General features: G+C 47.6%; 4 protein-coding genes and 2 pseudogenes. All 6 read right to left on the reverse strand.

Annotated elements, in window-relative coordinates; translation table 11 throughout:
- Window positions 1–190 (reverse strand): annotated as a pseudogene (locus NV64_RS23740) (type VI secretion system tip protein VgrG); the annotation flags it as partial.
- Window positions 191–283: 93 nt separating this feature from the next.
- The gene (locus NV64_RS22540) at window positions 284–1,564 is read right to left on the reverse strand and encodes a sel1 repeat family protein (RefSeq protein WP_101506837.1); all 1,281 of its coding nucleotides are present in this window, start codon (window positions 1,562–1,564) and stop codon (window positions 284–286) included.
- Complete coding sequence (locus NV64_RS22545) at window positions 1,564–1,809, reverse strand: hypothetical protein (RefSeq protein ID WP_056238372.1); 246 nt, start codon at window positions 1,807–1,809, stop codon at window positions 1,564–1,566. The genes NV64_RS22540 and NV64_RS22545 overlap by 1 nt, the downstream gene beginning before the upstream one ends.
- A gap of 321 nt (window positions 1,810–2,130) precedes the next feature.
- Window positions 2,131–2,640, reverse strand: coding sequence for a DUF6392 family protein (locus tag NV64_RS22550; RefSeq protein ID WP_056238375.1), 510 nt, complete (start codon window positions 2,638–2,640; stop codon window positions 2,131–2,133).
- Window position 2,641: 1 nt separating this feature from the next.
- Entirely contained in the window at window positions 2,642–4,000 is a 1,359-nt protein-coding gene (locus NV64_RS22555) for an S-type pyocin domain-containing protein (protein WP_056238378.1), read from the reverse strand.
- Between the two features lie 23 nt (window positions 4,001–4,023).
- Window positions 4,024–4,208, reverse strand: a pseudogene (locus NV64_RS22560) (type VI secretion system tip protein VgrG); the annotation flags it as partial.

The following is a 4,208-nucleotide window of genomic DNA, read 5'->3' on the forward strand; positions in this document are numbered from 1 at the left end:
CGGGCATAAGGAACTATTTCACCGGTCTTCTGATCTCTGACGGTGAAGCGCTCTTCGAATCCTGTTGGTAGCTTTAGCGGAGGTATTCGCAGATCCGCTTTGCCCATCTTCTGCCAGTTCGCTGACTTGAACAGGATGTTCTGCGGATCGGCAATTTAATATTCCCGCCGCTCAGTTTGATGTAGCCGCCGCATCCGTGGGCTTCCGTTATTTCTCTCTATCATTCGCATTCCCTGCCTTATGCCACTGGATTTTCCTGCCGCATGCCAGCTGTCAGGTAAATCTACACGTCGCCCAGATAGCGCCAGTCGACGTGCTGTTCCTGCTGATAGTGTTTGTCGCGGAACGGCCAGGGACGCGGGCGATAAAAATCCACGACGTCGGCGGGCATAATATCGCCCTGTTTGAGCGTCAGAATCGCATTCTGACTAATGCCTTCTCGCGGCAGCCAGGCAATCTGCCAGTAGCCACTTTTCGGGCAGGGCTCTCCGGTTTTACACAGCAGAACCCTGGCACTTTTATCAAAGTCCGGTGACGCTGGCAGCGGCCTGCCGGTCTCCGGGTTGAGCCGTTTGTCTTTTGCCAGTTTTTCAATCAGCGCTTCGCTGGGTTTGGCCGGCTGCACATTCGCTTCGCGGGCTTCCAGCCATTTAAGTTTACCGTCCCAGGCTGGCAGCGGCGCAGGGGGTAGCGGGACGATATCGTTGATTTCGGGGACGGTAGGATGCGCGTAAGAATAATTACTCAATACTTTAGCAATTATTTTATAACGACTGGCTCGCTCGGCGTCTTTCTGTTGTCCCAGATAGTAGAGTTGATCTGTGGGAGCAGGACCATTAAATCCATTTGCTAAAAATCTTGCTGAACTTGAGTCTCCAGCAGCTACCCCCATCTGGAATGCTTCTGCCGCTCTTTGGTATTGTTTTTTAACAGCAAGTGTGTTTCCCAAAGCGTTAGCTGCTTCAGCACTCCCCTGCTCGGCAGCACAACGAAACATCTGCACAGCAACCTCGGGAGCCATGTTTACCGGTGAGAGTTTATCGGCAATATAATTTTGAGCTAAAGAATTGCCTTCATCAGCGGCTTTACGGTAATAACGCAATGCCAGCTCCTGGTCTTCTTTTACGCCGGCAACTCCATGCTGAAGGTAGATGGCGGTTAAGTAATAGCCAGTTGCAATTTTTGCATCAATTAGCTGCTGGCTAAAACGCAGACGTTCATTTGCGGTGAGGGAGTATTGCCCACGCATTGAGCCATTTTGCAAGTTAATATTTGCTTTATAATGATTGTTCTCAGCGGCAATACGATACAAACGCTCAATTTCCGACTCAATGGTTTTATCTTGTTTCAAGATGTTATTTTTTTGCAACCAGCGAGCATATTTAAACAGCACATCCACCTCTGAAAAAGACTCAGGAATAATTTCATATTTACAAGTAAAATCTAGTTTTATTTTGATATTGGCAAGCAGATCCATAGAGATACCCTTATTTTCTAAAAGAGGAGGACTTTTCTGATCACAGGCAACCAGTAGAAAAAAAATAAAAATAATCAGGTTGCGCATCAGTCTTGGTCCTTCAGAGTTGGCTGGTCATAAAGAAATGCAATTAGTGAGGCAATTGGCTTATCCTTTCCCGTATTCTGCCGTTTATTATTCCTGCTGAGAACATCCTCCCAGGCATCAAACGCCTCCCCAGGGTCATCCTGATCCCCCTGCCCATTTGTATGCAACTTCCATAAACGCTGACGCATCGCCTTCGTCACGCTCGCCCATTCGTGGGCGATATTCATTTCGCTGTCGGCTTCCATACGCCAGCATCTTCTGCCGGGCTGGCGATATCGATACCGATAGCCATCGGAGCTGATGCAACAATCCCGGCCACATTTGATTTTTCCAGCGACTCGTTTAAGACTTTTTGGCTGTCAATATCCCCCGACGTTGCTTTTGCATTCTGCGTCGCTTTTTCCAGGCTTCTCGCCAGCGTTAGCGCCTGCTCCTACCCGGAGATGGCTCCGTCCATTTCGAGCGTTTTACCGAACTCATACGCGCTATGCTTGTCAGAAAAATTCACCAATTCTGTTTGCGTATGTGGCTGCAGCGTGAAGAAATTAAATTTACAACATCTACTTTCATTTCCCAGCCAGCTGTTTTTTCTCTAACGCTGATTTAATCTCTTTTGCTCGCGCTATTGGATAGAAGGTTGCACCTTCTACAAAAAGATTTTTATTATAGGTAAATGCCACGGCGACATTTTGCTGAGGGGGGAGCAAAGTATAAAACTCTGTTATTCCAACATAAATAGTCATAACTGTTTTAGCATCGACGTAAATCATTGGCAACCCAAAATGTTCACGAACAAACTTCTGAGTCATTACTGGCTCTAAACCAAACGGCATTTCATGAGGAAACAGCCAGTCGGTTTTCCCTTCATCTTCTAACTTAATAGTTATTTCTTTAAGTTTTTTATCCAGATCATTCGTAAAAACCAAAAATACCCCATCGCGTTTCATATCCAGTACACATTCATCATCATCTATAGCGCCATAGGGTTCTTTTTTATATGGGATTACTCCATCATTATAAATCCCCTGATAATTGCAACCTAGGTGTTTCACTAGTTCTTCAATATCAACTTTCATTTCAGTATAACTCCAACTGTCGATTTAATTCATGTAATTTAGCTCTAACTTCTTCGAGCCTTTGATCACTTACACCATACTCATTCTTCAGGCATTCAGCATTCGCATCCCAGTTAGCATTAACTGCAGCTTCCAGGTCATGGGCATCAAACTCTTTTTGTCTGATGCTATCTCCGCCCTCAGTTTCCAACTGACGATTATTCCGTCCGCCATAGGTTTCACTGCATTTATTATGAACATCTTTCGGAATTGCAACAGAGGCAACTCTATCAACCATCTTATCTAAATGTTCACGCCTCAAATCAGGGTATTTACTCTTTAAATACAGCCTGACGGCTGCCTTTGACGGAATATGATCCACCTCATACTCCCCTTGCCTTGATCGCCCTTTGAAATTGTCATAATAGTCAACCTCAAGGTTCTCTACAGGGGCTTTTTGAAAAAAAACATAAATGGCCGGAACATTGCCGATAGGGTCAACGATGATAAAGTCATCAAAATTCCGATCCTCAATCGGCAGCGTTTCTATGTAAGGGCGCTGTTGATCGGGTATGGGCGTTCCCGCTATCGGTGGCAGGGGTTCGGGAGCAGGATTGGGTAAGCCCCAGACACCTGCAGGCTCCGGTATCGGCGTTGGCGGCGAGGTATAGCCACCCGATATGCCTTCGTGAACCGTTGTTTCGTTCGTGGCTGACGGATTCATCCTAACGGGCAGGGTGTTCCCGTCCTTTACAAATCTGCCCTGCCCGGTCTCCGTTGACCAGATTAATTTACCTTTAAAGGAGGGGTCTTCAAAGCTCCAGGTTTTATCATCAATCCGTTTTGCAAACCGGACCCGGACACGATCCAGCCCGCTCCCCTCACCCACCTGATAGCTTCTGGTGATCTTTTCACCCGTCTGAGCATCCAGCTCAACACGTAAACGAACCCGAGTCCGCACTGACCCCTTTTGCCCGGCAATCTGTCTGAGTTCTTCTTCGGGCACGTAGTCATGTTGTGCTACCGTCTCCGTTCCCCGGGTGAATGCCCCGACCATGATCTGGCCATTGATCAGGTTTTGATACAGCTGGTCGGGAGGCAGATCGGAGTTTCCCAGGCTGGGCGTATAAAATAATCCCATGATCAAGACAGTGAAGGGATTAAGTGTTAATCCTTCACCCATGGTCGCCGCCGCCGTGCTGGCACGCGCGGCGATGGCACTACCCAACGCGGTATCCGCCGCCCCCATGGCAACAGCACCCGCCACAGAAGTGGACAATGACGCAGAGGCAAAGAATACTTTTGCCGGCAAACGTTCAACGATCGGCTCTTTTGGCACCGCTGATGTGCGAGCCGACGACGTTCCCAATATTTGAGACATTACAGCGTTCTCCTGTCCATGAGTTACAGCAGCTCGACTTTTATTGATTCAGGTGTTCCGGTATAAACGCTGACTGTTTTTCCTTTGGCATCAGCTCTTCCTTCAAATACCTCACCCTTTTCTGTCGTTATCCGGTAGCGGGCATAAGGAACTATTTCACCGGTCTTCTGATCTCTGACGGTGAAGCGCTCTTCGAATCCTGTTGGTA

Source organism: Erwinia sp. B116, assembly GCF_002865965.1.
Taxonomy (GTDB): Bacteria; Pseudomonadota; Gammaproteobacteria; order Enterobacterales; family Enterobacteriaceae; genus Erwinia.